This window comes from Chelatococcus sambhunathii, assembly GCF_001418005.1.
In the GTDB taxonomy this organism is placed as follows: Bacteria; Pseudomonadota; Alphaproteobacteria; order Rhizobiales; family Beijerinckiaceae; genus Chelatococcus_A; species Chelatococcus_A sambhunathii.
Genome location: NZ_LIOL01000003.1, coordinates 288,329 through 310,552 on the forward strand (window position 1 = coordinate 288,329; position 22,224 = coordinate 310,552).

Sequence of the window (22,224 nt, forward strand, 5' to 3'; positions counted from 1 at the left end):
TGTCGAAGCGGCATTGTAGCGGGTCAATCCATGGTGCGACACATCGAAATTGACGCCGGCGGCGAGGCGGGCCATGGAGAGGCGGCATCCGGATCGGCCGGGGGATGGCATCCGCTGCTGCCGCGCCGGCCCGGCGCGACCAAGCACAAACTGCTCACCGAGGCGATCATCGCCGATATCGAGGCGGGCCTCCTGCGGCCGCGGGCGCGCATGCCGACGCACCGAGAGCTCGCCCGCCGCATCGGCGTCTCCGTGCAGACGGTCAGCATCAGCTACAAGGAGGCGGAGCGGCTCGGCTACCTGAGCGGCGAGGTGGGGCGCGGCACCTTCGTGCGCAGCCGCATCACCGAGCAGGCCGACCGCTTCATGCTCGACCGCAGCCCGGGCGACAAGGCGGACCTGTCCATCATCCGCGCCGTCTATACGGAGGCGCACGAGCGCGCCTCGCGGGCCATGATGACCGCGCTCGCCGAGGCGGACAACAGCGCCTTCATGCGCCCGTGCCGACCGATCGCCGGGCTTGATGCGCACCGCGCCGCCGGCCAGCAATGGGTGGCGCGGCTTGGCGTCAGCACCGACCGCAACCGCATCCTCATCACCAACGGCGCGGCGCACGGCCTCTTCCTGGCCGTCGCCGCCGTGGTGCGGCGCGGCGACGTGGTGCTGACGGAGAGCCTGACCGACCACGGCATCATCGGCCTTGCCAACGTGCTCGGCTTCACCTTGCGCGGCCTGCCGACCGACGGGGAAGGCGTGCTGGTGGAGGCCTTCGAGGCCGCCTGCCGCAGCGGGGACGTCGCCGCGCTCGTCATGGTGCCCACCCTCGGCAATCCGACGAGCCACGTGGCCGGAGCCGAGCGGCGCCGGCAGATCGCCGAGGTGGCGCGCCGGCATGGCGTCTTCGTCATCGAGGACGAGGTCTACAAGCCGCTAGTCGCCGAGCCGTTGCCGGCCTATGCCGAACTCCTGCCGGACCTCGCCTTCTTCGTCACGAGCTTCACCAAGTCGGTGCTGACGGGGCTGCGCGTGGGTTATCTCGTGGTGCCGCCGCAATATGCCATCCGCGTTGCCAGCATCCTGCGCGTGACGAGCTGGAGCGCCACCAACCTTGCGGCGGAGATCGCGACGCGCTGGGTGGAGGATGGCACGGCGGACGAACTCGTGGTCCTGCAACGGGCCGAGGCCCGGGCGCGTCAGGCAATCGTCGCCGATGTACTCGGCGCCTATGTGGCCGGTAGCCATCCGCTCTCGCTCAGCGCCTGGCTCGCCGTGCCGCCGCACTGGAGCGAGGAGGGGCTCGTGCGCCAGCTGGCGCGCCGCGGCATCGCGGTGACGCCTTCCGATCCCTTTGTTGCCGGTGAGGAGCGGCCGGCAGGCGGCATCCGCATCTGCCTCGGCGGTCGGCTGTCGCACGCGGCCCTGCGCGAGACGCTGGAGGCGGTACGCGATACCTTTGCCCAATTGCCGCCGATTTACGACGTCGATGCCATCGCCTGACGAAAAATTGTAATGATTTAATGTTTTGATTGACATGATACATGCGCGGTCCGAGCATGCTCCCGAACCAGTGACGGGAGCTGCCTTCCCCCATGTCATCTGTCGGGTCCAGGTCAATCGACGCGCCACCCATCGACGCTCTGCCGGTCGGCCTCGCCGCTATCCGGCACGCGCGGGGCGCGCTTGCAGGGAAGGTAGTGGCGACGCCGCTGGCGCATTCGCCGAGCCTGACGCGGCGGCTGGGCGCGCCCGTCTTCCTCAAGCTCGACAGCCGGCAGGAAACCGGCAGCTTCAAGTTGCGCGGCGCCACCAACGCGCTCCTTGCGCTTGGTGATGATGCGCGTCGGCGCGGCGTCGCCACGGCCTCGACCGGCAACCACGGCCGCGCGCTCGCCCATGCGGCGAAGGCGCTCGGTATCCGCGTTGTCGTCTGCCTCTCGGCCCTCGTGCCGGCCAACAAGGTTGAGGCCGTGCGGGCTCTCGGCGCCGAGGTGCGCATCGTCGGCCGCTCGCAGGACGACGCCCAGGTCGAGGTCGATCGCCTCGTGCGCGAGGAGGGGCTGACGGCCATCCCGCCCTTCGATCATCCGGACGTCATCGCGGGCCAGGGCACCCTCGGCCTCGAGGTGGTGGAGGAGCTGCCGGAGCTTGCCACACTGCTCGTGCCGCTCTCCGGCGGCGGGCTCGCGGCGGGCGTTGCGGCGGCGGTCAAGGGCGTGAAGCCGTCCGTGCGCGTGATCGGCATTTCCATGGCGCGCGGCGCGGCCATGCAGGCGAGCCTCGCGGCCGGCCGGCCCGTCGCCGTGGAGGAGGTGGAGACGCTGGCCGATTCCCTCGGCGGCGGCATCGGGCTTGCCAACCGCTACACCTTCGCCATGTGCCAGGCGCTGCTCGACGATGTCGTGCTCATCGACGAGGCGGAGATCGCCGCCGGCATCCGCCACGCCTTCCACGCGGAGGACGAGGTGGTGGAGGGCGCGGGTGCGGTCGGGGTCGCCGCCATCCTCGCCGGCCGGATCGCGGCTGACGGCCCGGTCGTCGCGCTCGTCACGGGGCGCAACATCGATCCGGAGCGCCATCGCGCCATCGTCGCGCAAGGAGATGCCGCATGAGCCGCATGCTGATCCTCGGCGAGGCCGAGCTGCGCCGCATCGTCGCCCTCGACAGGAGCGCCGTCGACGCGGTGGGGGGGGCCTTCGCCGCGCTCGCGACGAAGGCGGTGGCGATGCCGCCGATCATGCGCATCGATATCCCCGAACACCGCGGGGAGGTGGACGTGAAGAGCGCCTACGTGCCCGGTCTCGGCAGCTTCGCCATCAAGGTGAGCCCCGGCTTCTTCGACAATCCGAAGATCGGCCTGCCGAGCCTCAACGGGCTCATGATGCTCTTCTCCGCCCATACCGGGCTCGTCGAGGCGCTGTTCCTCGACAACGGCTATCTGACCGACGTGCGCACCGCTGCAGCCGGCGCGGTGGCGGCCACACACCTCGCCCGGCCCGATGCGCGCGTCGCCGCCATCCTCGGCGCCGGCGTGCAGGCGCGCCTGCAGCTCGAGGCGCTGACGCTGGTAAGGCCGATCGCCGAGGCGCGCATCTGGGCGCGGGACGCGGAGAAGGCGCGCGAGACGGCGGCAGCCATGGCCGACAAGCTCGGCATCGCCGTGACGGCTATGGTGGATCCCGAGAGCGCCGTGACCGGCGCCGATGTGATCGTCACCACGACGCCGGCCGAGACGCCGATCCTCCAGGCGGCCTGGCTTTGCCCCGGCCAGCATGTCACGGCCATGGGTTCGGACGCCGAGCACAAGAACGAGATCGACCCGGTGGTCTTCGGCCGGGCCACCTATGTCGCCGACAGCCTGAAGCAGACGCGCCGGCTCGGCGAACTTCACCATGCCATCACCGCCGGCGTCGTCGCCGACGAGGCGATCTTTGCCGAGCTCGGCGCCGTCGTCGCGGGCCTGGTTCCGGGCCGGCAGAGCGAGGACGAGATCACTTTGTGCGACCTGACGGGCACGGGCGTGCAGGACACGGCTATCGCCATCCTCGCCCACCGCCGCGCGGTGGAGGCGGATGCCGGCATGGCCTTCGACACAACGACAGGGACGGGAGCGGACGCGTGAGCGCAGCCACACTCAACTTCTCGCGGGAGGAATATGCCGCGCGCCTCGCCAAGACGCGGGCGGCGATGGAGAAGGCGGGCATCGATCTCCTGATCGTCACCGACCCGTCCAACATGCACTGGCTGACGGGCTACGACGGCTGGTCCTTCTACGTGCACCAGTGCGTGCTCGTTGCCGGCGACGGCGAGCCGGTCTGGTACGGCCGCACGCAGGATGCCAATGGCGCCAGGCGCACGGCCTGGATCGGCAATGACAACATCCTCGCCTATCCGGACCACTACGTGCAGTCCACCGAGCGGCACCCGATGGATCTGCTGTCCGAGATCATCACCGATCGCGGCTGGGGCAATGCCGTCGTCGGCGTCGAGATGGACAACTATTATTTCAGCGCCGCTGCCTATGCCTCGCTGCAGAGGCACCTGCCGAACGCGCGCTTCAAGGATGCGACGGCGCTCGTCAACTGGCAGCGCGCGGTCAAGAGCCCGACCGAGCTCGACTACATGCGCAAGGCCGGCCGCATCGTCGAGAAGATGCATGCGCGCATCCTCGAGGTCGTGAAGCCCGGCCTGCGCAAGAGCGACCTCGTCGCCGAGATCTACGACGCCGGCATCCGCGGCGCGGACGGCTACGGCGGCGACTATCCCGCCATCGTGCCGCTCCTGCCCTCGGGCGCCGATGCCTCCGCCCCGCACCTGACCTGGGACGACGCGCCGATGCGCGCGGGCGAGGGCACCTTCTTCGAGATCGCCGGCTGCTACAGGCGCTATCACTGCCCCCTGTCGCGCACCGTCTTCCTTGGCAAGCCGACTGAGGCCTTCCTCGATGCGGAGAAGGCGACGCTCGAGGGCATGGAGGCGGGGCTTGCCGCGGCGAAGCCCGGCAACACCTGCGAGGACATCGCCAATGCCTTCTTCGCGGTGCTCCGGCGCTACGGCATCGTCAAGGACAATCGCACAGGCTATCCGATCGGCCTCAGCTATCCGCCCGACTGGGGCGAGCGCACCATGAGCCTCAGGCCCGGCGACCGCACGGTGCTGGAACCGGGCATGACCTTCCACTTCATGACAGGGCTGTGGCTCGATGACATGGGCCTCGAGATCACCGAGAGCATCGTCATCACCGACGACGGCGTCGCGTGCCTGTCGAACGTGCCGCGCCAGCTCTTCGTCAGGGACTGAAGACCCGTGCTCATGAACCCTGCTTCGCGCCCCTCACCGGTCGTGCCGACCGTCGACCTTGCCGCTCCCGGCGTGCGGCACGGACACCTGCGCCTGCCCTACAGCCGCGACGACAGCGCCTGGGGCTCCGTGATGATTCCGATCACCGTCGTCGTGGGCGGCGAAGGGCCGACGGCGCTCCTCACCGGCGGCAATCACGGCGACGAATACGAGGGGCCGGCGGCGCTCTTCGACCTCGCGCAGCGCCTCACGCCGGAGGCGGTGAGCGGGCGTGTCATCATCGTGCCGGCCATGAACTACCCGGCCTTTGCGGCCGGTACGCGCACCTCGCCCATCGACCGCGGCAATCTCAACCGCTCCTTCCCCGGCCGGCCCGACGGCACGGTCACGGAGAAGATCGCCGACTACTTCACCCGCCATCTCGTGCCGCTCGCCGATATCGTGCTCGATTTCCACTCCGGCGGGCGCACGCTCGATTTCGTGCCCTATGCGGCCGCGCACGAACTGCCCGACAAGGCGCAGGAGGCGCGCTGCTTCGCGGCAGTGGCCGCCTTCGGCGCTCCCTATTCGATGCGCATGCGCGAGATCGACGCGGTCGGCATGTACGACACGACCGTCGAGGAGATGGGGAAGGTCTTCGTCACCACCGAGCTCGGCGGTGGCGGCACCGCGAGCGCGCGCACCATCGCCATCGCCCGGCGCGGCGTCGCCAACGTGCTGCGGCACGCCGGCATCCTCGCCGGACAGCCCGAGCCGGCCGCGAGCCGCTTCCTGGACATGCCGTCGGACGACTGCTTTGTCTTCGCCGAGGAGGCGGGCCTCGTCGCCTTCGCCAGGGACCTCGGCGAGGAGGTTTCGGAAGGGGAGGTGGTCGCGCTGATCCACCCCATCGCGCGCACCGGGCTCGCCCCCCTCGCGATGCGCGCGAAGCACGGCGGGATCCTCGCCGCGCGGCATTTCCCCGGCCTCGTCAAGCCGGGCGACTGCCTCTTCGTCACCGCAACGGTCGAGGAGGCGCCCTGACCCGTTCGCCGCCCTGGAGCCGCAAGGGCTTCAGGGCGGCCAAGCCATTTCCGCCGGCGGCAGCGCCGAAAGCCGAGCCAATCGGCATGCGGATGATTGAAGACCAGAGGAGAAGATCGATGAAACTGTCTCTTGCCACCGGTGCCGCCGCCGTTGCTCTCGTTCTCGGCCTTGGCACCGCGCAGGCCGCGAGCCTCGATGACATCAAGTCTCAGGGTTACATCCGCGCCGCCACTGCCAACGAGGTGCCCTACGGCTACATGACCCCCGACGGCGCCGCCGCCGGCATCGGGCCAGAAGTCGCCATCGCCGTTCTGAAGCGCATGGGCATCACCGAGATCAACTGGACGGTGACGCCCTTCGGCACCCTCATCCCCGGCCTCAAGGCCAACCGCTATGACTTCGTCGCGGCCGAGCAGAACATCTCGCCCGAGCGCTGCAAGCAGGTGGCCTTCACGGAGCCGAACTCGAGCTACGGCGAGGGCCTGCTCGTCAAGAAGGGCAACCCCAAGGGCCTGACGACCTACGCCGACATCGCCAAGGACCCGTCGCTGAAGGTGGCCGTCGTCTCCGGCGCCAACAACATCGACTTCCTGCGTGCCGTCGGCGTCAAGGACGAGCAGGTGGTGTTCATCACGGCCAATGCCGATGCGCTCGCCACCGTGCAAAGCCGCACCGATGCCTATGCGGCGACCGAGCTCACCGTCGCCAACCTCGCCAAGGGCCAGGGGGCGGTCGAGCAGGTGAAGCCCTTCACCGACCCGGTCGTCGACAACAAGCCGGTGCGCAACTACGGCGGCTTCGCCTTCCGTCCCGAGGACAAGGATCTTCACGACGCCTTCAACAAGGAGCTCGTCGCGTTCCGCAAGACGGACGAGTACAAGAAGATCCTCGCCTCCTACGGCCTCAGCGAGGAGAGCATCAAGGCGGCGTCCGAGAAGAACGTCGCCGACCTGTGCGCCGGCAAGTGAGCCTCGGCTAGAGCGCAGCGTCGCGTCCGGGTGGGCCGGACGCGACATTCCCGTCCACGATGTCCGACCGGGAGGGCCGTGATGGACTGGCTCACCTATCTGCCATCCCTGGCGCAGGGCGCCCTCGTGACCGCATGGATCACGCTGGCCTCCATCGCCATCGGGGCGGCGCTCGCCTTTGCCGCCGGCATCGCCCGCGTCGAGGGCGGGCGCGCCGTCTCGACGCTCGCGCTGTGCTACACCGAGGTGTTTCGCGGCACCTCCCTGCTCGTGCAGCTCTTCTGGCTCTATTACGCCCTGCCGCTGGTCGGCCTATCCTTCGATCCGGTGACGACGGGCATCGTCGGCCTGTCGCTCCACGTCGGCGCCTATGGCTCGGAGATTGTGCGCGGGGCGCTCAGCGCCGTGCCGGTGGCACAGCGCGAGGCAGCGCGTGCGCTCAATTTCGGGCGCGTGCACACGCTTGTGCGCATCTGCCTGCCGCAGGCCATCGTCGAGATGATGCCGGCCTTCGGCAATCTCGCCATTGAGACGCTGAAGCTCTCCTCGCTCGTTTCGCTCATCTCCATCGCGGACCTGACCTTCCGCGCTCAGTCCATCCGCAACATCACCCTCGACAGCGCCACCGTCTACACGCTGACGCTCGTCGGCTACTTCCTGATGTCGCTGGTGCTCATGCTCGCCATGCGGCTCATCGAGCGGATGGTGCGGCGCGGGGCGGCCTTTCCGAGGGCGGCGCACGCATGATGTACGGTTACGCCTGGGACCTCACGACACCGCTCACCTATGCGGCGTCCATCCTGCCGATCCTGCTGATCGGCCTCACCGTCACGCTGCAGGCGGCGGCGGCCGGCTTCGCGCTCGCCCTCGTGCTCGGCCTCGCCTTCGCGCTCCTGCGCCGCAGCCGCATCAAGGCGGTGGCCCTGGCGACGGCCTTCGTCGTCGAGTTCCTGCGCGACACGCCGCTTCTAGTGCAGCTCTTCTTCCTCTACTACGTGCTGCCCGACTACGGCATCACGCTGCCGGCCTTCCTCACCGGCGTCATCGCGCTCGGCCTGCAATATTCCGCCTATACGTCCGAGGTCTATCGCGGCGGCATCGAGGCCATCCCGCGCGGGCAATGGGAGGCGGCGACGGCGCTCAACATGACGCGCTGGCAGACCTATCGCGACATCGTCATCCCGCAGATGGTGCCGCGCATCGTCCCCACGATGGGAAACTACCTCGTCGCCATGCTCAAGGAGACGCCCGTGCTCTCCGTCGTTACCGTGCTCGAGATGCTCGGCCTCGCCAACATGATCGGCGAGCGCACCTTCGAATATCTCGTGCCCCTGTCGATGGTCGGCATCATCTTCCTTCTGCTTACCCTCATCTGCTCGGCCGGCATCCATCGACTTGAGAAGGTGCTGCCGAAAGCCGGGATACCGCTGCGATGAACAAGGTCCTTGCACAACAGCCGGATGCGGCGAGCGCCGCCGCTACTCCCGTCATCGAGTTCCGGGGTGTCACCAAGCGCTTCGGCGCGCTCACCGTGCTCGACGACTTCAACTTCGCCGTCGCGCCGGGCGAGAAGGTGACGCTCATCGGCCCCTCGGGCTCGGGCAAGTCGACGGTGCTGCGCATTCTCATGACGCTGGAGCCGTTCCAGGAAGGGCAGCTGACGCTCGCCGGCATTCCCTATCACGAACCGCACGGCAAGGGCCCCTTCCGCGCCAGCGACCGGCACCTGCACCAGATCCGCAGCCACGTCGGCATGGTGTTCCAGAGCTTCAATCTCTTCCCGCACATGAGCGTGCTGCGCAACGTCACCGAGGCGCCGGTCGCCGTGCTCGGCCTGTCGCGTGCCGAGGCCGAGTGCCGTGCCATCGACCTGCTGCGCATGGTCGGCCTCGCCGACAAGAAGGACCATTATCCCGCTCAGCTCTCCGGCGGGCAGCAGCAGCGCGTCGCGATCGCCCGCGCGCTCGCCATGCGCCCGCGCGTGCTGCTGTTCGACGAGCCGACCTCGGCGCTCGACCCGCAGCTCGTCGGCGAGGTGCTCGGCGTCATCCGCAACCTCGCCAGCGAGCACGACCTCACCATGCTGCTCGTCACGCACGAGATGCGCTTCGCGCGCGAGGTGTCGGACCGGGTCTGCTTCTTCGACAAGGGCCGCATCGTCGAGGAGGGCGAGCCCGAGCGCATCTTCACGGCCCCGGCCGAGCCGCGCACGCGCGAGTTCCTGCAGTCGGTGCTCGGCTGAGGTGGCGAAAATTTTTCGCCCTCGGGCCGAAATACCGAAACTTCGTCGGCGGCGGGAGGCGAGAAAGGACCAAGTCTCGGCGTCGCCGCGGCTAGCCTCGCGGTGAAGGACTTCGCCGGAGGAGAACCCATGAACGCCCATGCCGCGACGGCTCATGCCGAGCAGCACCCCCAGCACCACCCGGGCTATGGCCGCCTGAAGGACCCGCGACTCATGCGCACGCTCGGCTATGTCGACGGGCGCTGGACGGCGGCGCCCGACGGTGCCGTCTTCGATGTGAACGATCCCGCCGACGGCACGCTCGTCGCCCGTGTTGCGGCGCTCGGGGCCGATGCCGCCGATGCGGCCGTTGCGGCGGCGCATCGCGCCTTCCCCGCCTGGCGAGCGCTGCTGCCGCAGGAGCGGGCGGCGCGGCTCGGAACCTGGTACGACCTCATCATGGCGGCGCGCGAGGACCTCGCCGTCATCATGGTGATGGAGCAGGGCAAGCCTCTCGCCGAGGCCCGCGGCGAGATCGACTATGCCGCCTCCTTCGTCGCCTGGTATGCGGAAGAGGCCGTGCGGGTGAATGTCGAGGGCGTTACCAGCCATCTGGCCCACGCGGAGATGATGGTGCGGCGCGAGCCGGTCGGCGTCGCCGCGTTGCTGACGCCGTGGAACTTCCCCTCCGCCATGCTGACGCGCAAGGCGGCCGCAGCGCTCGCCGCCGGCTGCACTGTGGTCGCCCATCCCTCCTCCTACACGCCCTTGTCGGCGCTGGCGCTCGCCGAGCTCGGCGAGCGGGCCGGCCTGCCCGGGGGCGTCTTCAACATCGTGACGGGCGATGCGGCCACCATCGCCGGGCGCTTCTGCGAGGACGAGCGGGTGCGCGCGGTGAGCTTCACCGGCTCGACCGAGATCGGCCGGCCGGTGGCGATGAAGGCCGCCGCCGGCATGAAGCGGCTGGTGCTGGAACTCGGCGGGCACGCCCCGCTCATCATCTTCGACGACGCCGACCTCGACCGTGCCGTTGCCATCGCGATCGACGCCAAATTCGCCACCTCGGGGCAGGACTGCCTCGCCGCCAACCGCATCTATGTCCAGCGCGGCCTCTACGCGGCCTTCTGCGAGCGCTTCGCCGCCCGGGTGAGGACGCTCAAGGTCGGCCCCGGCCTCGCGTCCGGGACCGATATCGGCCCCCTGATGCATGCGCGCGCGGTCGCCAAGGCCAAGGCACATGTGGACGATGCCGTGCGGCGCGGGGCGCGCTGCCTCGCGGGCGGGGAGGCGGAGGACGGCACGCTGTTCTTCCAGCCGACAGTGCTCGTCGATGTGCCGGACGAAGCGGCCATCATGCGCGAGGAGACATTCGCGCCGGTCGCCCCCGTCACGTCCTTCGACGACGAAGCGGAGGTGATCGTCCGGGCGAATGCCAGCGACTATGGCCTTGCCGCCTATGTGGTGACGCGGGACGGGGCGCGGGCCCTGCGTCTCGGCCGGGCGCTCGACTACGGCATGGTGGCCGTCAACCGCGTCAAGCTTACCGGCCCGCCCGTGCCCTTCGGCGGTGTCAAGCTCTCCGGTCTCGGCCGCGAGGGCTCGCGCCACGGCCTCGAAGCCTTCACGGATCTCAAATACCTCTGCCTCGACCTTTCTTGATCCCGGAGACGACCATGCTCGACAAGACCATCCTGCCCGACAACGAACTCACCGCCTGGGACCGGGACCACTTCTTCCACCCGTCGACCCACATGGGCCAGCACGCCCGTGGCGAGAGCCCTAACCGCATCATCGCCGGCGGCGAGGGCGTCCATATCGTCGACCGGCAGGGCCGGCGCAGCCTCGACGCCTTCGCCGGGCTCTACTGCGTCAATGTCGGCTACGGCCGGGAGAAGATCGCCGAGGCCATCGCCGAGCAGGCGGCGAAGCTGCCCTATTATCACGCCTATGTCGGCCACGGCTCCGAGCCGTCGATCCGCCTCGCCAAGATGATCATCGACCGCGCGCCGCAGGGCATGGGCCGCGTCTTCTTCGGCCTCTCGGGCTCGGATGCCAACGAGACCAATGTCAAGCTCGTCTGGTACTACAACAACGTGCTCGGCCGGTCTCAGAAGAAGAAGATCATCTCGCGCTGGCGCGGCTATCACGGCTCCGGCCTGATGACCGGCAGCCTCACGGGCCTTGCAGCCTTCCACAACCAGTTCGACCTGCCGCTGCCGCCGGTGCTGCACACCGAGGCGCCGTACTACTTCCGCCGCCCCGACCGGAGCATGAGCGAGGACCAGTTCTCGACCTGGTGCGCCGAGAGGCTCGAGGCGCTGATCCTCGCCGAGGGGCCGGAAACGGTGGCGGCCTTCATCGGCGAGCCGGTACTCGGCACGGGCGGCATCGTGCCGCCGCCGGCCGGCTACTGGGAGAAGATCCAGGCCGTGCTCGCCAAGTACGACATCCTGCTCATCGCCGACGAGGTGGTGACCGGCTTCGGGCGCCTCGGCTCGATGTTCGGCTCCGACCACTACGGCATCCGGCCGGACCTCATCACCATCGCGAAGGGGCTGACCTCGGCCTATGCGCCGCTCTCGGGCGTCATCGTGTCGGAGAAGGTGTGGCGCGTGCTCGAGGAGGGCTCGGACAAATTCGGTCCCATCGGCCACGGCTGGACCTATTCGGCCCACCCGCTCTGCGCCGCGGCAGGCGTCGCCAATCTCGAGCTCGTCGACGAGCTCGGCCTCGTCGCCAATGCGGCGGAGGTCGGCGCCTATTTCGTGAAGAACCTCAAGGAGGCGCTCGTCGACCATCCCCATGTCGGCGAGGTGCGCGGGGAGGGGCTGCTCGCCGCCGTCGAGCTCGTGAAGGACAAGCACGACCGCGCCTTCTTCGCGGCGGACGAGAAGGTCGGGCCGCGCGTCGCGGCAGCGCTTCTCGATCGCGGCGTCATCGGCCGCGCCATGCCGCAGGGCGACATCCTCGGCTTTGCGCCGCCGCTGTGCCTGACGCGCGCGGAGGCGGATGTGGTCGTCGCCGCGGCGAAGGCGGCGGTGGAGGCCGTGCTGCCGCGGTGAAACGACGGGGCGGGCCGCCGGCCAGCCCCCGCTCACGCCGCGCTGTCGATATCGGCGCGGCGGCCCACCTCCTGGCCGGCGGTCGCAGTCTCGACGAGATCCGCCTGGGTGCGCTCGCTGACGAGCACCTCGCTCACGCTTTCGGGGCGGACGATGCCGGCAAGTTCCCCGTCCTCGGTGACGACCGGCAGCGGATGGGGACTTTCGAGCAGCGTCGGGATGGCGCTCTCGATGGCCGTATCGGCGGTGACGGCGGGATGGGCCTCGGCCACGGCGGCGACGGCTTCTCCGGTGCCCTGCGTTACCGCCGCGCGCTCCAGCCCTTCCTTCGTCACCACGCCGGCAAAACGCCCGTCGTCGACCACGTAGGCGACGTCGGATTTGGTGCGGCGCATGGCGGCGAGCGCCTCGCCGATGCTCTCCTCGCTGAGGCGCAGGGCCGGCGGCTGCATCAGGCTGTCGACGGTCAGCGCGCGGGCGCGGTTCACGTCGCGCACGAAGGCCTCGACGTAAGGGTCTGCCGGGGAAAGCAGGATGTCGGTAGGCGTGCCCACCTGCACGAGCCGCCCGTCCTTCAGGATGGCGATGCGGTCGGCGAGGCGCAGCGCCTCGTCGAGATCGTGGGTGATGAAGACGATGGTCTTGCCCGTGGCGCGCTGCAGGGCGACGAGCTCGTCCTGCAATTCGCTGCGGATGAGCGGGTCGAGCGCGGAGAAGGCCTCGTCCATGAGGATGATGTCGGTATCGGCGGCGAGCGCGCGGGCGAGGCCGACGCGCTGTTGCATGCCGCCCGACAGCTCCCCGGGATAGCGGTCCTCGTAGCCCTTGAGGCCGACGCGCTCCAGCCACTCCTGCGCGCGCGCCTCGCGCTCGGCCCTGGGCAGGCCGCGGATCTCGAGGCCGTAGGCGGCATTCTCGAGCACCCGCCGGTGCGGCAGCAGGCCGAAGCGCTGGAAGACCATGGCGATGCGCCGGCGGCGCAGGGCGATGAGCTCCTTCTTCGACAGGGCCATGATGTCCGTGCCGTCGATGCGCACCGCCCCGGCGGTCGAATCGATCAGCCGGTTGATGTGGCGCACCAGCGTCGACTTGCCCGAGCCGGACAGGCCCATGACGACGAAGATCTCGCCCGCCTCGATGGAGAGCGTGATGTCGTCGAGGCCGAGGACGTGGTTCGTCTCGGCGAGCAGGGCCTTCTTGTCGGCCCCGGCGCGCACGCGCGCGAGGGCTCCTTCGGGATCGTTGCCGAAGATGGTGACGACATGGTCGAGTTCGATGAGCGGCATGGCGGCTCCTCTCAGGCCTCGGCACTGCGGTGGCGCTGCAGGCGCCGGCCGTAGGCCTGGGTGATGCGGTCGATCACGACGGCGAGGATGACGATGGTGATGCCGCCGACGAGGCCGGTGCCGGAATCGTTGCGCTGCAGGCCGAGCAGCACCGTCTCGCCGACGCCGCGCGCGCCGATCATCGAGGCGATGACGACCATGGACAGCGCCAGCATCGTGGTCTGGTTGATGCCCTGCATGATGGTGGGCAGGGACAGGGGAATCTGCACGCCGGTGAGGATCTGGGCGCGCGTCGCGCCGAAGGCGCGGCTCGCCTCCACCACCTCGCCGTCGACCTCGCGGATGCCGAGATCGGTGAGGCGGATGAGCGGCGGCAGGGCATAGATGACGGTGGCGAGGATCGCCGGCACCTTGCCAAGGCCGAAGAGCATCGCCGCCGGGATGAGATAGACGAAGCTCGGGATGGTCTGCATCAGGTCGAGCACGGGGATGAGCCCGCGGCGGAACATCCGCGAGGAGGCGGCGAGGACGCCGAGCGGCAGGCCGACGAGGATGCAGAAGCAGACCGACACGAGGATGATGGCGAGCGTCTGCATCGCCTGGTCCCACATCCCGAGCGCGCCTATGAACCACAGCCCGGCGGCGGCGCCGACGGCCATGAGCGGCTTGCGGCTCGCCGCCAGCGCCACCGCCGCGATGATCAGGATCATCGCCCAGGGCGGCAGGGCGCGCAGGCCGCGCTCGATGAAGAGCAGCGCCTGGAGGAGGACGTTGGAGAAGGCTTCGAAGGCGTCGCCGTAATCGACGACGAGGAAATCCACGAGGTCGTTCGTCGCGGCCGCGATCGGCCCGCGGATGTCGGGAAAGATGTTCATGCCAAAGGTGTCCGGTGGGGCGCCTCACCGCCGGGGGCGGCGAGGCGCTGGGGCAGTCAGAGCGCCTGCTTGACGCGCTCGGCGATGTCTGCCGGCACCCACTGCGTCCACAGATCCTCGCGGGTCTTCAGGAAGTTCTCGGCGGCCTTCTCGGCCGAGCCGTCGTTGTCCTGCATGTAGGCGAGGGCTTCGGAGACGAGCGCGCTCGTCGTCTCGTACTTCTCGAGGAAGGCGATCAGGTTCGGCGCCTTCTTGGCGAATTCGGCATTGGCGCCGATGAGCACCTTGGTGAGGGGATAGGCGGTCGCCTTCTCCACGTCCTCGGCGTTCTTCGTCTCCATCAGCGTGTTCCAGACGGCGTCGTCATAGGCCGGCTCCTCGAGCTGGACGACCTGATCGCCGATCTTGCCGAGCACCCAGGTGGGGCCCCAGTAGTAGAAGACGATAGGCCGCTTGCGCTTGATGTTGCTCTCGATGGCCGCGATCAGCGCCGCGCCCGTGCCGGGGCGGAAATTGACGTAAGTTTCGTTGAGGTCGTAGGCGGCGAGCTTCTTCGTGTTGATGACCTCGCAGGCCCAGCCGGAGATGCAGTTGTAGAAGCGGCCCTTCTCCGGCTCCTCCGGATCCTTGAACAGCTCCTTGAACTTCGGCAGGTCGGCGACCGACTTCAGGTCCTTGGCGGGGGCGTCCTCGCCCTCGACGAGGTAGCGCGGCACGAACCAGGCCTGGATGGCGTCGGGATAGTTGACGCCGATCTCCACCGCCTTGCCGTCCTTGACGCCGTCGCGCCACACCTCTGGCGCCGTGTTCGACCAGATCTCCATCACGACGTCGACGTCGCCGCGCACCGCACCCGTGTAGAGCGGGATGGTGGAGCCGGGGATCGAATCGGTCTTGCAGCCGTATCCCTTCTCCACGATGAAGCGGGCGACAGCATTGTGAAAGAAGTTCGAATCCCAATCGAGATCGCCGAAAACAACAGGCCTGTCGACCTCGCAGCTCTGGGCGGCAGCGGGCGCCGCGGCGCCGATGATGGCAGCCAGGGACATCGCGGCGGTAAGGCCGATCGTCTTCGTGATTTTCATTAGCTCTTCCTCTTGGTTCCGTGAATTTGATTCTTTATATTTCTTGTTCTTGCGCAAGAAAATCGATGTCAAATACAACAAGCATTGCGCAGACATGCGTCTGCGCAGTTGATGATTGCTGCATATGTATGATGCGGCGCACGTTAGGCGATATAGCCTCGCATTGCAACCCTTCAGGGCCGCAAGGGATGGCGGATATGATCGGAGAAAGCCTGGCGTGTGCCGAATGGCGCGATCAATACATATGATGATCTGCGCAATGCTCGTGGATCGGTACTCCCGCCTTGCCGGCGTCAGACGACGAAGTCGTAACGGGCGAATTTTCCGTCGGCGGTCTCCTCGACACGCATCAGGAGGCGCTCGTCGAACAGGCGGTCACGGGCGTTGCGCGCCTCGCCGGGAAAGTAGAGCTGCGTCGTCAGCACGTCGCCGCCGCGGCGCTGCACCTTGACGTGGTAGTGGCGCGTGCGGCCGGTGTAGAGAGCGGGCACGATGGTGGAGAACCACCAGCGTCCGCCCTCGTCGGTGAACTGGTGCCCGCGCAGCCTGTAGCCGGCATTGTCGTATCGCCCCTCGTCGTCGGCGTGCCAGAGCTCGACGAGGGCCCCTGCCTGCGGCCGGCATTGTTCGTCGAGCACGAAGCCGGCGAGCGTGATCGGCTCACCGCCGGGCACGTCCTCGGCGAAACTGCGCCGCTCCGGCGTGCCCGGCTTGTAGAAGGGCCCCTCGGTTGCGGGCGGCGTCGGCTCCAGCCCGTCGCAGGCCGGCGTGCGTGTGAGCGGTGCGGGGACCGGCTGCGCGCCGGAAGCCGAGGCGAGCAGGGAGGCTGCGGGTGCCGAAAGGAAGGCGTGGAGGACGGAGCGGCGGGATGGCAGCATCGCTTGTTCTCCCCTCGATCGGGAGCCACGGATCTGAGCCCGGGTTCGCAGCGGGCTCCCTTCAAGAAATGGGAACGGCGGCCCATTGTTCCAGCGGTGCGGGTCCAGTTGCCTGCGGCCTTGCTCTTGCCGGCCGCTTCGGCTTGCATGGACGGCGGGGGCCGGGCATTCGCCGGGATGGACGGGGGCACATCATGATGGTCGACAGGGTTCTGGGCAGGCTTGCCGCGGGCCTCGTCCTCTTCGTCGGGCTCGCCGGCGCGGAGCGAGCGCAAGCCCAGAGCGCGCCGGCGGCGCCCGTCACCGTCTGGAGCGTGCCGGACATCGATCATCTGCCGGATGACGAGAACGGCCGGCTCGTGCGCTACGGCCGCTCGCTGGTGGCGGCGACCTATGCCCATGTCGGGCCGGAGGTGGCGGATGCTTCCCGGCGCTATGCCGGCAACAATCTCGCCTGCCGCAACTGCCATCTCGACGAGGGGCGCAAGAAATTCGGCCTGCTTCTCGTGGGTGCCTTCGTCGACTACCCGCGCTACAGCACCCGGCGCGGCGAGGACGTGTCGATCGAGGACCGGGTCAACAGCTGCATGACGCGATCCATGAACGGCCGGCCCCTGCCGGCGGACGGTCGCGAGATGCAGGCGCTCGTTGCCTATATCCGTGTGCTCTCGAATGGCCTGCCGAAGGATGCCGCCGTGGCCGGGCAGGGCCTGCGGGCGATGGCGGAGCTCGATCGACCGGCCGATCCGACGCGCGGCGCCGGTATTTATCGCGACAACTGCGCCCGGTGCCACGGCATCGGCGGCGAAGGCGTGCGGCGCGGCGTCAGGGGCGATGCGCTCGGCTATGCGACGCCGCCGCTCTGGGGCGAGGACAGCTTCAACGACGGGGCTGGCATGAACCGGCTCATCACCATCGCCAATTTCGTGCACGACAACATGCCGAACGGCACGAGCTGGGTGATGCCGCGGCTCCCCCCCGAGGACGCCTGGGACGTCGCCGCCTTCGTCGTCTCGCAGCCGCGGCCGCGCAAGGGGGACCTTGCCGCGGATTTCCCGGACAAGCTCGACAAGCCGGTGGATGCGCCCTACGGCCCCTATGCTGACGGCTTTTCGGAAAGCCAGCACCGCTACGGGCCGTTTGGGCCCATCCGCGCCGAAGTGGCGCGGCTGAAAGCGGGGCAGAGCCGGTGAACATTTCCATCCCATAGAAATTTATGCTATTCATGTTTTCCATGGAAAGAAGCGTTTGAAAGAAGCGACCATGGCGCAGATCCTCGAGCGGCGAGCCGATGTGCCCGACCCGGGCACGGTGCTGACGAAGGCGCTGTTGCGGGCGGCCGACCGGCTCGACATCACCGCGCGGGCGCTCGCCGGCATCGTTGGCCTCAGCGAAGCCACCGTCTCGCGCATGAAGCGCGGTGACTACGTGCTCGAGACCGGCACCAAGGCCTTCGAGCTGTCGGTCCTGTTCGTGCGTCTCTTCCGCTCGCTCGATGCGATCGTCGGCGGGGACGAGACCGTCGCCCGCGCCTGGCTGCGCAATCCCAACACCCTTCTCGGTGCCCGGCCGCTCGACCGGATCGGCACCGTCGCCGGTCTCGTCGATGTCATCGCCTATCTGAACGCCCGCCGCGCTGTCGTGTGAGGCGCGTCCGCATGCTGGGCGTTGCTGGCGGCTCATCGAGGCGCAGCATCGCGTCGCGACGCTCAAGCTCGTCGACAACCTCGATGAGCAGAAGCTTCTCGAAGATCTCATCGAGGAGACGAAGCCGGCGCTGCCGCCCGAGTGCCGCCATCTCGACTATCTGCTGGCCACGCCGTTCCGCTACGGGGCCGAATATCCCAGGGGCTCGCGCTTCCGCCGCGCCGGCCGCACCGCCGGCGTCTACTACGCCGCCGAGACGCCGCGCACCGCCGTGGCCGAGATGGCCTTCTACCGCCTCCTCTTCTTCGCCGAATCGCCGATGACGCCCTGGCCGGCGAACACGACCGACTACACAGCCTTCTCCGCCGCCGTCGCCGTGGCGCGGGCGCTCGACCTCACGGCCCCGCCGCTCGTGCGCGACAGGGCGCTGTGGACCGACCTTCTCGCCTATGACGCCTGCCAGGGGCTCGCCGATGCGGCGCGGGAGGCGGGCATCGCCGTCATCCGCTATGAATCGGTGCGCGATCCCGAGCGCGGCGCCAATCTCGCGGTGCTGACCTGCGCCGCCTTCTCCGAGCCGCGCCCGCTCGAGCGGCAGACCTGGCGCATGCGCCTCGGGCCGAGCGGCGTGCAGGCCGTCTGCGACTTTCCCGCGAGCGGCCTCGAATTCGGCCGCGAGGCCTTCGCCGACGATCCGCGCCTTGCTGCCTTCAACTGGGAGCGGCCGACGGTTTCGCCCCGCCGCTGAGCTCCGCCCGCCGCGGCGGCAGCATCGCCGCAAGCGTGATGCCGGCGAGCGCGACGACGGCCACGAGGGCGGCGAGGCTCGGCCAGCCGAGGCTTCCGGCGAGGAGCCCCGCCGCGGCCGGGCCCACGAGCAGCCCGAGGTTGTTGCCCTGCATCAGCAGCCCCATGGTGGCGGCCGCGCGGTCGGGCCGCGGTGCGTAATGCGGCGCGGCATCGAAGAGGACGACGGGGATGAGGCCGGAGATAGCCGAGAACATGAGGCACGACACATAGGCGCCGGCACCCGGCATCGACGGGGTGAAGATGCCGAGGCCGCAGACGGCCATGGCCGCGAAGCCGATGACAAGCAGGCCCCGATGGCCCCAGCCCCGGGCGATGAGGCGGCCGCAGACAAGGTTGCCGCCGGCACTGGCGAGGATGGCGAGTGCGGTCAGCAGGCTCGCCGCCGCCGGCGCGACGGCCAGGCGCTCGCCGAGGATCGTCGGCAGGAAGCCGAAGGCGGCGAAAAAGGCCATACAGAAGGCCGCGAACAGCCCGGCGAGCAGCCATGGTCCGCGCCTGCCGAGGGTTTCGCGCGCATCCGCGCCCATGCCTTCTGGCGGAAGGGGCAGGGAAAGGCTCTTCGTGCGCAGGGCGACGAGCAAGGCACAGCCCGCGAGCAGCGCGGCATTGCCGAGCCATAACCCGCGCCAGCCGAGGACGGGCAGCAGCGGTGCCGCGGCGAGGATGATCGTCATGCCCACCGGCATGAAGGTGCTCCACAGCGCGAAGACCCGGCCGGCGCGAGGCGCGGGCGTGATCGCCGCGAGAAGCGCCGGAGCCGCGACGACGACCGCGAGGAAGCCGAGGCCTTCGATGGCGCGGCTCGCGAGGAGGAGGGGCGCGCCGCCGGCGCCGGCCCCGATGGCGCTGCCGAGCGCCTGCAGGAGAAGGCCGCCGACGGCGAGCCGGCGCATGCCGGCGCGCCCTGCCGCGAGGCCGATCGCCATGCCCGCTACGGCGCCCACGATGGCGAAGGCCGAGAGGAGCCAGCCGGCGGCGGCAAGGGATAGGCCGAGATCCGCACGCACCGCCTCCAGCGCCAGCGGCGCCTTGCCGACCTGGAAGGCGGACAAGATGCCGGCGCCGACGATGAGGCCCGTCGTGCCGCGCCCGCCGGTCATGCGTCAGCCTTTGCGCGGATGTCCCGCCGGGCGCGGCCGAAAGCGAGAAGGCCCGCGATCTCGGCGACGTGGCGGCCCTGGAAGCGGGCGCCGGCGAGCTCGTTCTCGCTCGGGCGTCGGTCGCCGCCGTTGCCGTCGTCGGCGAGCGTGGAAGCGCCGTAGGGCGAGCCGCCGGTGATCTCGTCCATGCGCAATTGACCCTTGAAGGTGTAGGGCAGGCCGACGACGACCATGCCGAGGTGCATCATGACCACATGCGCCGTCAGGATGGTCGTCTCCTGCCCGCCGTGCTGGCTGCCGGTGGAGGTGAAGACGGCGCCGACCTTGTCGACCAGCGCGTCCCGCGCCCAGAGCCCGCCGGCCTGGTCGAGGAAGTTCTTCATCTGCGCCGCCATGTTGCCGAAGCGGGTGGGCGTGCCGATGACGATGGCGTCGTAGTCGGCGAGCTCGGCCACCGCGGCGACGGGCGCCTCCTGCGTCAGGTCGTAGCCGGCCCGGCGCGCCACCTCGTCGGGCACCAGCTCCGGTACGCGCTTGACCGCGACCTCGGCTCCGGCCGCGCCGGCCCCTTCGGCGACCGCGGCGGCGAGGGCGGCAATATGGCCGTAGGACGAGTAATAGAGGACGAGCACCCGCGGGCGCACCTCGTTGCCGTGCCTGCCGTCCGTTATGTCTTCGCGTGTTCGCATGTCGTGCATCCTCTCAGCGCGTGGCACAGAAGAGATGGACGCTTGCATCGATCGATATAAGTGAGAAAATTTCGCTCTGAACGATCGAAGATATAGATCATGCTGGATGCACTCACTCTCGATCAGCTCCGGGTTTTCGTCGCGGTTGCCGAGGCCGGCAGCTTCCGCGCTGCCGCCGCGCGCCTCGGCCGCGTGCAGTCGGCCATCAGCCATGCGATGGCCAATCTCGAGGCGGAACTCGGCCTTGCCCTGTTCGACCGCTCGGGCCGGCGCCCGGTGCTGACCCGGGAGGGCAGGGCGCTGCTCGAGGATGCGCGGGCGGCGCTGCTCAAGGTCGATTTCCTGCGCGCCCGGGCACGCGGCCTCTCGCAGGACCTCGAGATCGAGCTGCCGATCGTGGTCGACACGCTCTTTTCCCTGCCCGTCATCGCCGCCGCTCTGCGCGACCTCAGGGCGAGCCACCCGTCCGTGGCGGTACGCGTCTCCTTCCTGCCCCTCGGCGGCCCGCTCGTCGCCGTGCGCGAAGGCCGCTCGACGCTCGGCATCAACGTGGGCGGCGATTTTCCCGACCCGCGCATCGCGCGCCGCATCCTAACGCGGCTCGCCTTCGTCGCCGTCGCCGCCGCCTCCCATCCGCTCGGCCGGCGCGATCCGCAGGAGCCCCTCGGCACGGAGGACCTCGCCGACCATCTGCAGATCGTGCTCGAAGATTCCTCGCCCCTGTCGCAGGGGCGGGACTTCGGCGTCCTGTCGCCCAACACATGGCGCGTCGACAGCCAGGAGGTGAAGCACGCCCTCATCATCGGCGGCCTGGGCTGGGGCCGCCTGCCGTTGTGGCTCGTGGCGCACGATCTCGCCGAGGGCCGCCTGGTGCGGCTCAACGCGACGGCTTTCGGGCCGGGCGGGGAGGCCATCGTCACCGCCTATCTGGTGCACCGGACGGACGCGCCGCTCGGCCCGGCGGCGCGCGCCTTCGGTGCGGCGCTCGAGCGGCACGCCGTCGCCTGTCCTGCGCTCTTGAGCGGTGACAAGCCGGACGCGTCGTGAGAAGACGGTGTGAGCTCCCGACCCAGCCGCAAGGTGCGACCCCATGCGTATCGAACCCGTCTTCCTGTTCGATCTCGACGGAACGCTCGTCGACAGCGTCTACCAGCATGTCCTCGCCTGGAAGGAGGCGCTCGATGCCGAGGGCATCGACCTGTCCGTCTGGCGCATCCACCGCAAGATCGGCATGAGCGGCGGCCTCTTCACCAACCAGCTCCTGCGCGAGACGGGCTTGGACATCTCGGCCGAGCGCGTCGACCGCCTGCGCCAGGGTCACGCGGCGGCCTACAAACGCCTCGCCGGCCAGGTGCGGCCGCTGCCCGGCGCGCGCGAACTGCTCGCCTGGCTCACCGACAACGGCATTCCCTGGGCAATCGCCACCAGCGGCCGCATGGAGACGGCAGCGCTCAACATCGAGGCGCTCGGCGTCGACCCTGCCAAGGTGCCGGTCGTCACGCGCGACCAGGTGAAATATGCCAAGCCCGATCCCGACCTCTTCGTCGCCGCTGCCGGCCGGCTCGGCGCGCCCATCGAGACGGCGGTCGTCGTGGGTGATGCCATCTGGGACATGCTGGCGGCAACGCGCTGTCGCGCCCTCGGCGTCGGCCTCCTGAGCGGCGGCTACGGCCCGGACGAATTGCGCCAGGCCGGCGCCTTCCGCGTCTACGACGACCCGGCCGACCTGCTCAAGCACATCGACGAGGTGGGCGGCCGTCGCTAGCTCCCCCTCATGAGG

At 69.3% G+C, this 22,224-nt stretch carries 22 protein-coding genes; 16 read left to right on the top strand and 6 right to left on the bottom strand.

The window, feature by feature from the left end; all coding sequences use genetic code 11:
* Positions 1–30 precede the first annotated feature (30 nt).
* From ehuR to ASC46_RS07985, 11 genes are all read left to right on the top strand, one after another.
* A complete protein-coding gene (gene ehuR, locus ASC46_RS07935) occupies positions 31–1,497 on the top strand; it encodes a MocR-like ectoine utilization transcription factor EhuR (protein ID WP_096335343.1) in 1,467 nt (488 codons plus the stop codon).
* 92 nt (positions 1,498–1,589) lie between these two features.
* Positions 1,590–2,609 carry a hydroxyectoine utilization dehydratase EutB gene (gene eutB, locus ASC46_RS07940; protein ID WP_055458746.1) on the top strand — a complete coding sequence of 340 codons (1,020 nt, stop codon included), beginning with the start codon at positions 1,590–1,592 and terminating at the stop codon, positions 2,607–2,609.
* The gene (gene eutC / locus ASC46_RS07945) at positions 2,606–3,619 is read left to right on the top strand and encodes an ectoine utilization protein EutC (protein WP_055458747.1); all 1,014 of its coding nucleotides are present in this window, start codon (positions 2,606–2,608) and stop codon (positions 3,617–3,619) included. The genes eutB and eutC overlap by 4 nt, the downstream gene beginning before the upstream one ends.
* On the top strand, positions 3,616–4,797 hold the full coding sequence (gene doeA / locus ASC46_RS07950) for an ectoine hydrolase DoeA (protein ID WP_055458748.1): 1,182 nt from the start codon (positions 3,616–3,618) through the stop codon (positions 4,795–4,797). The genes eutC and doeA overlap by 4 nt, the downstream gene beginning before the upstream one ends.
* A gap of 12 nt (positions 4,798–4,809) precedes the next feature.
* Positions 4,810–5,820 carry a N(2)-acetyl-L-2,4-diaminobutanoate deacetylase DoeB gene (gene doeB, locus ASC46_RS07955; RefSeq protein WP_055458749.1) on the top strand — a complete coding sequence of 337 codons (1,011 nt, stop codon included), beginning with the start codon at positions 4,810–4,812 and terminating at the stop codon, positions 5,818–5,820.
* A 119-nt stretch (positions 5,821–5,939) separates the two neighbouring features.
* Entirely contained in the window at positions 5,940–6,791 is an 852-nt protein-coding gene (gene ehuB / locus ASC46_RS07960) for an ectoine/hydroxyectoine ABC transporter substrate-binding protein EhuB (RefSeq protein WP_055458750.1), read from the top strand.
* A gap of 81 nt (positions 6,792–6,872) precedes the next feature.
* Positions 6,873–7,538, top strand: coding sequence for an ectoine/hydroxyectoine ABC transporter permease subunit EhuC (ehuC, locus tag ASC46_RS07965; protein ID WP_055458751.1), 666 nt, complete (start codon positions 6,873–6,875; stop codon positions 7,536–7,538).
* Positions 7,535–8,227: an ectoine/hydroxyectoine ABC transporter permease subunit EhuD gene (gene ehuD, locus ASC46_RS07970; RefSeq protein ID WP_055458752.1), complete on the top strand. Its 693-nt coding sequence runs from the start codon at positions 7,535–7,537 to the stop codon at positions 8,225–8,227. The genes ehuC and ehuD overlap by 4 nt, the downstream gene beginning before the upstream one ends.
* Entirely contained in the window at positions 8,224–9,033 is an 810-nt protein-coding gene (gene ehuA, locus ASC46_RS07975) for an ectoine/hydroxyectoine ABC transporter ATP-binding protein EhuA (protein ID WP_055458753.1), read from the top strand. The genes ehuD and ehuA overlap by 4 nt, the downstream gene beginning before the upstream one ends.
* 129 nt (positions 9,034–9,162) lie before the next feature.
* Complete coding sequence (locus tag ASC46_RS07980; RefSeq protein WP_055458754.1) at positions 9,163–10,671, top strand: NAD-dependent succinate-semialdehyde dehydrogenase; 1,509 nt, start codon at positions 9,163–9,165, stop codon at positions 10,669–10,671.
* A gap of 14 nt (positions 10,672–10,685) precedes the next feature.
* Positions 10,686–12,074, top strand: a complete 1,389-nt coding sequence (locus tag ASC46_RS07985; protein WP_055458755.1) for an aspartate aminotransferase family protein — start codon at positions 10,686–10,688, stop codon at positions 12,072–12,074.
* Between the two features lie 32 nt (positions 12,075–12,106).
* Here the strand turns inward: ASC46_RS07985 and ASC46_RS07990 are convergent, their stop codons facing one another.
* The 4 genes from ASC46_RS07990 to ASC46_RS08005 all read right to left on the bottom strand — a co-directional run bounded on the left by ASC46_RS07990 (position 12,107) and on the right by ASC46_RS08005 (position 16,198).
* Entirely contained in the window at positions 12,107–13,360 is a 1,254-nt protein-coding gene (locus ASC46_RS07990; RefSeq protein ID WP_055458756.1) for a quaternary amine ABC transporter ATP-binding protein, read from the bottom strand.
* An 11-nt stretch (positions 13,361–13,371) separates the two neighbouring features.
* Positions 13,372–14,229 carry an ABC transporter permease gene (locus ASC46_RS07995; protein ID WP_055458974.1) on the bottom strand — a complete coding sequence of 286 codons (858 nt, stop codon included), beginning with the start codon at positions 14,227–14,229 and terminating at the stop codon, positions 13,372–13,374.
* A gap of 62 nt (positions 14,230–14,291) precedes the next feature.
* Entirely contained in the window at positions 14,292–15,320 is a 1,029-nt protein-coding gene (locus tag ASC46_RS08000) for an ABC transporter substrate-binding protein (protein WP_055458757.1), read from the bottom strand.
* Between the two features lie 293 nt (positions 15,321–15,613).
* Complete coding sequence (locus ASC46_RS08005) at positions 15,614–16,198, bottom strand: dioxygenase family protein (protein WP_055458758.1); 585 nt, start codon at positions 16,196–16,198, stop codon at positions 15,614–15,616.
* Positions 16,199–16,392: 194 nt separating this feature from the next.
* Between ASC46_RS08005 and ASC46_RS08010 the strand changes: the two genes are divergently transcribed.
* From ASC46_RS08010 to ASC46_RS08020, 3 genes are all read left to right on the top strand, one after another.
* The gene (locus tag ASC46_RS08010; RefSeq protein ID WP_055458759.1) at positions 16,393–17,391 is read left to right on the top strand and encodes a c-type cytochrome; all 999 of its coding nucleotides are present in this window, start codon (positions 16,393–16,395) and stop codon (positions 17,389–17,391) included.
* 70 nt (positions 17,392–17,461) lie between these two features.
* Complete coding sequence (locus ASC46_RS08015) at positions 17,462–17,845, top strand: antitoxin Xre/MbcA/ParS toxin-binding domain-containing protein (RefSeq protein WP_055458760.1); 384 nt, start codon at positions 17,462–17,464, stop codon at positions 17,843–17,845.
* Positions 17,835–18,593, top strand: a complete 759-nt coding sequence (locus ASC46_RS08020) for an RES family NAD+ phosphorylase (RefSeq protein WP_072249456.1) — start codon at positions 17,835–17,837, stop codon at positions 18,591–18,593. Before ASC46_RS08015 ends, ASC46_RS08020 begins: the two co-directional genes overlap by 11 nt.
* Here ASC46_RS08020 and ASC46_RS08025 read toward each other — a convergent pair.
* Together ASC46_RS08025 and wrbA are read right to left on the bottom strand one after the other, a co-directional pair.
* Complete coding sequence (locus tag ASC46_RS08025; protein ID WP_055458762.1) at positions 18,556–19,755, bottom strand: MFS transporter; 1,200 nt, start codon at positions 19,753–19,755, stop codon at positions 18,556–18,558. The genes ASC46_RS08020 and ASC46_RS08025 overlap by 38 nt on opposite strands.
* The gene (wrbA, locus tag ASC46_RS08030; protein ID WP_055458763.1) at positions 19,752–20,444 is read right to left on the bottom strand and encodes an NAD(P)H:quinone oxidoreductase; all 693 of its coding nucleotides are present in this window, start codon (positions 20,442–20,444) and stop codon (positions 19,752–19,754) included. The genes ASC46_RS08025 and wrbA overlap by 4 nt, the downstream gene beginning before the upstream one ends.
* 99 nt (positions 20,445–20,543) lie before the next feature.
* Between wrbA and ASC46_RS08035 the strand changes: the two genes are divergently transcribed.
* Positions 20,544–21,491, top strand: coding sequence for a LysR family transcriptional regulator (locus ASC46_RS08035; protein WP_055458764.1), 948 nt, complete (start codon positions 20,544–20,546; stop codon positions 21,489–21,491).
* Positions 21,492–21,534: 43 nt separating this feature from the next.
* The gene (locus ASC46_RS08040; RefSeq protein WP_055458765.1) at positions 21,535–22,209 is read left to right on the top strand and encodes an HAD family hydrolase; all 675 of its coding nucleotides are present in this window, start codon (positions 21,535–21,537) and stop codon (positions 22,207–22,209) included.
* Positions 22,210–22,224: the final 15 nt, after the last annotated feature.

Coding starts and splice junctions, on each gene's coding strand:
- ehuR (WP_096335343.1), top strand. CDS start 31: ATGGTGCGACACATCGAAATTGACGCCGGCGGCGAGGCGGGCCATGGA.
- eutB (WP_055458746.1), top strand. CDS start 1,590: ATGTCATCTGTCGGGTCCAGGTCAATCGACGCGCCACCCATCGACGCT.
- eutC (WP_055458747.1), top strand. CDS start 2,606: ATGAGCCGCATGCTGATCCTCGGCGAGGCCGAGCTGCGCCGCATCGTC.
- doeB (WP_055458749.1), top strand. CDS start 4,810: ATGAACCCTGCTTCGCGCCCCTCACCGGTCGTGCCGACCGTCGACCTT.
- ehuB (WP_055458750.1), top strand. CDS start 5,940: ATGAAACTGTCTCTTGCCACCGGTGCCGCCGCCGTTGCTCTCGTTCTC.
- ehuC (WP_055458751.1), top strand. CDS start 6,873: ATGGACTGGCTCACCTATCTGCCATCCCTGGCGCAGGGCGCCCTCGTG.
- ehuD (WP_055458752.1), top strand. CDS start 7,535: ATGATGTACGGTTACGCCTGGGACCTCACGACACCGCTCACCTATGCG.
- ehuA (WP_055458753.1), top strand. CDS start 8,224: ATGAACAAGGTCCTTGCACAACAGCCGGATGCGGCGAGCGCCGCCGCT.
- ASC46_RS07980 (WP_055458754.1), top strand. CDS start 9,163: ATGAACGCCCATGCCGCGACGGCTCATGCCGAGCAGCACCCCCAGCAC.
- ASC46_RS07985 (WP_055458755.1), top strand. CDS start 10,686: ATGCTCGACAAGACCATCCTGCCCGACAACGAACTCACCGCCTGGGAC.
- ASC46_RS07990 (WP_055458756.1), bottom strand. CDS start 13,360: ATGCCGCTCATCGAACTCGACCATGTCGTCACCATCTTCGGCAACGAT.
- ASC46_RS08000 (WP_055458757.1), bottom strand. CDS start 15,320: ATGAAAATCACGAAGACGATCGGCCTTACCGCCGCGATGTCCCTGGCT.
- ASC46_RS08005 (WP_055458758.1), bottom strand. CDS start 16,198: ATGCTGCCATCCCGCCGCTCCGTCCTCCACGCCTTCCTTTCGGCACCC.
- ASC46_RS08010 (WP_055458759.1), top strand. CDS start 16,393: ATGATGGTCGACAGGGTTCTGGGCAGGCTTGCCGCGGGCCTCGTCCTC.
- ASC46_RS08015 (WP_055458760.1), top strand. CDS start 17,462: ATGGCGCAGATCCTCGAGCGGCGAGCCGATGTGCCCGACCCGGGCACG.
- ASC46_RS08025 (WP_055458762.1), bottom strand. CDS start 19,755: ATGACCGGCGGGCGCGGCACGACGGGCCTCATCGTCGGCGCCGGCATC.
- wrbA (WP_055458763.1), bottom strand. CDS start 20,444: ATGCGAACACGCGAAGACATAACGGACGGCAGGCACGGCAACGAGGTG.
- ASC46_RS08035 (WP_055458764.1), top strand. CDS start 20,544: ATGCTGGATGCACTCACTCTCGATCAGCTCCGGGTTTTCGTCGCGGTT.
- ASC46_RS08040 (WP_055458765.1), top strand. CDS start 21,535: ATGCGTATCGAACCCGTCTTCCTGTTCGATCTCGACGGAACGCTCGTC.